Source organism: Roseibacillus persicicus (genome assembly GCF_014651675.1).
Lineage (GTDB): Bacteria > Verrucomicrobiota > Verrucomicrobiia > Verrucomicrobiales > Akkermansiaceae > Roseibacillus > Roseibacillus persicicus.
Genome location: NZ_BMXI01000034.1, coordinates 1 through 3,019 on the forward strand (window position 1 = coordinate 1; position 3,019 = coordinate 3,019).

Consider the following 3,019-nt stretch of genomic DNA (forward strand, 5'->3'; position numbering starts at 1 on the left):
ACAGCGTTGGAATCGATTCTTGCACGTTCGACGCTAACCAAAGACCTTCTATCGCAATACCGGCTAATTTCCGAAGTCGGTATAGATTTCATTTTTTAGCAGAACGTTTTAGTTTTGCAGATTTTACCTCAGCGACACTTCGATTCAAGATTAATACATACTCCTACTTTTGATCTCCGGAGCTATCTCGGGTAAAATTCTGCAACAACGTTTTAGCACACCCAATCCGACCGACTCAGCGCACTTTCGATAGTTCTACCACTTTCCCTCCTCCAGTCAACTTCCGACTCGCCAGCGCGGTCGGATTTGTGGTGCTGCGCATTGTTCGACCTCAGTTTTCGGTCGGTTGCGCTTCAGCTAGAACTAAACCTCCTCGGCAACATCCACTTCACAATCGTAAAGGGGCTAACTTGCTTTGCTCGAAAAGATAAGAAAGAAAAAATTGCACTAAGAGAAAGACTGACACAACCCAACCAGAAACGAAACTCGACTGCCCGCCCGATATCCAATCCGCCATTTCGAAACATCTCGTATGTGCCCCTCCACAAAACGAAATAGACGTAAGCTAAATACGAAAGAAAGATTCCTGCTGGAATCGAAGTCTGTTTTGGAAACCGTAGTAAGCCAAATAAAAGCGCTACAAAGACCACATTAATCATTATCTGGTAACCAACGTCCGCAACAGCATCACCACTCGAAGACGGCCGAAGAACAAACCACAACGAAAACCACAGCACCGTTATTTTATTAGCGTGCGCTATTGGGCACCTCGTTGGTTGCACCTGGTCAACAGCGCAGTTTGGCGGCTCGTAAATATTCAATTTTAGTCGAACGTTCTAGCACACCCAATCCGACCGACTCAGCGCGCTTTCATTACTTCTATCACGCTCCCTCTTCCAGTCAACCTCGGACTCGCCAGCGCGGTCGGATTTGTGGTGCTGCGCATTGTTCGGCATTAAGTGCGTTATATATGGGTTCCGCCAAGCATTAACCGAACTTGTTGAACACCCATCCCTCCTAGCCCGACACAAATCTAGCTGTAAAACTACGGCAGCTCGCCATTACAATTCCAACAGCTACTGAAGTTTGATGGACTCTTCTCCCCACAGGAAGCGCACACTTTTTCGTCTCCATCAGTATCGTTTTGCTCCTTAAAGTGCTCTCGTATAAAAGAGACCGCTAGTTTCTCTTGAGAATCATCGGCAACACAGAGCGTAGGAACCGAATCTGAGACTGCAACAGAGGAACTCGAGGTGCTATCATTTCGAAGAAGTGTGACGATACCCTTTGACTCCAACAGGCTTTGCACTAGGCCGACCGTAGCGCTATCATAGTGTCGAAAGATTTCAGTCATAGTATTTTTAGCCGAACGTTCCAGCACACCCAATCTGACCGACTCAGCGCGCTTTCGACAGTTCTACCACGCTCCTTGCTCCAGTCAACCTCCGACTCGCCAGCGCGGTCGGATTTGTGGTGCTGCGTTTTGTTCGACACCGAGTCGATTCAATCCGTTCCCCCATCCAAACCGTGAAAACAGTAGTACCCAATCAAACGTCCCCAAACGCCAACAAAATAGAGCATTCGTCACCTCCCCAAACGCCAAGCTACAAGCATACCTGCCACTACCGCAATGGCCCCGTCCAGAAAACCGCGGATCACCAATCAGACACTGCCTTATCCTAGCGAACTCACCACTAACCACACCCAACCGGATTTCTTCCCAGTAGAACACACTGCAGAAGACAGAGCCTCATTCTAACACACTATTCTTTCTGTCGAACGTCTCAGCACACCCAATCCGACCGACTCAGCGCGCTTTCACTACTTCTACCACGCTCCCTTCTCCTGTCAATCCTCCGACTCGCCAGCGCGGTCGGATTTGTGGTGCTGCGCATTGTTCGCCCATCCTTGGCTTGACTCTAGCCCTACCGATCCGGCAGCGTGCAAACAAAGACTAATCGGTATGAGTCGACCTCAATTGATTCTTCGGTCTCACTCTCATGAATCGGTATGTGAGCAGCAATTCGATAATCATCGGACTCGATCCTGATAATTACTTGGCAAACCTCATCGTATATTTCCGCTTTATCAGGAACCACCTGATGTGAAATTGAGTAGCCGAGTTCTTGCTCCTCCTTGTGCTTGCGGAAGGTTTGGAACGAATCTTCAAAAATTAAATCAGAATTCTTGGTGAGCACGAAATGCAGGTCCATCACAGGAGGCCCCAATTTCTCGGCTTCAATCTGCGAACCGTTTCTGCAACCCGGTAGAATCGCCGCTAACAGACTAAGGATGACGTTAGCTAGTCGATTCATATTTTCAGGCGAACGTTTCAGCACACCCAATCCGACCGACTCAGCGCGCTTTCACTACTTCTACCACGTTCCCTCCTCCAGTCAATCTCGGACTCGCCAGCGCGGTCGGATTTGTGGTGCTGCGCCTTGTTCGCCCTATTTATTGCCTACGGTTGTTAGTTGGTCGGAAGGAAAGTAATACTGCTGATCGCCGCGCCTGATTTCATACCAAACCTCGACGTCGGCTAGTTCGTTCTCATCTAATATTTCACGAATTTCAACGTGAGTGCTACTCGCTGATTCTTCCGTGAATGGTCCATTACACAACAAAAGTTTGGGCCCACCAAGTAGACTGGGAATCTCATCGTCGCTGAGATTCCTATAAGACAACCTGAACTTGTATCCCTCGTTAGAGAAGTGCGTGTCAAGTAGCTCAACAAGGGCCTGACTTCGACGATTGGCTTCCATTAGCTGAACAACTTCACCGCGACTTACTGTTTTTGTGTTCTTTTCTTTCCTCTCGCAGGATGTAATTGCGAAGACCAATAGCCCGACGAAAAGCGCTGATTGGTGACAACGCAGTTGCTTTTGAGGAATGTAGAACCGCAGCATTTTTTGGCGAACGTTCAAGCACACCCAATCCGACCGACTCAGCGCGCTTTCACTACTTCTACCACCTCCCCTCCTCCAATCAAACTCCAAACTCGCCTGCGCGGTCGGATTTG

2 protein-coding genes are annotated in these 3,019 nt (G+C 48.8%); both read right to left on the reverse strand.

The features are described 5' to 3' along the window. Nucleotides 1-1,925: 1,925 nt before the first annotated feature. On the reverse strand, nt 1,926-2,315 hold the full coding sequence (locus tag IE099_RS20350) for a hypothetical protein (protein WP_189574590.1): 390 nt from the start codon (nt 2,313-2,315) through the stop codon (nt 1,926-1,928). Nucleotides 2,316-2,450: 135 nt separating this feature from the next. Then, nucleotides 2,451-3,019: hypothetical protein (locus tag IE099_RS20905; RefSeq protein ID WP_229809619.1), on the reverse strand; the 569-nt coding region annotated here is incomplete at its 5' end.

Excerpts from the sequence above, each read along its gene's own strand:
- IE099_RS20350 (WP_189574590.1), bottom strand. The coding sequence starts at position 2,315 with ATGAATCGACTAGCTAACGTCATCCTTAGTCTGTTAGCGGCGATTCTA.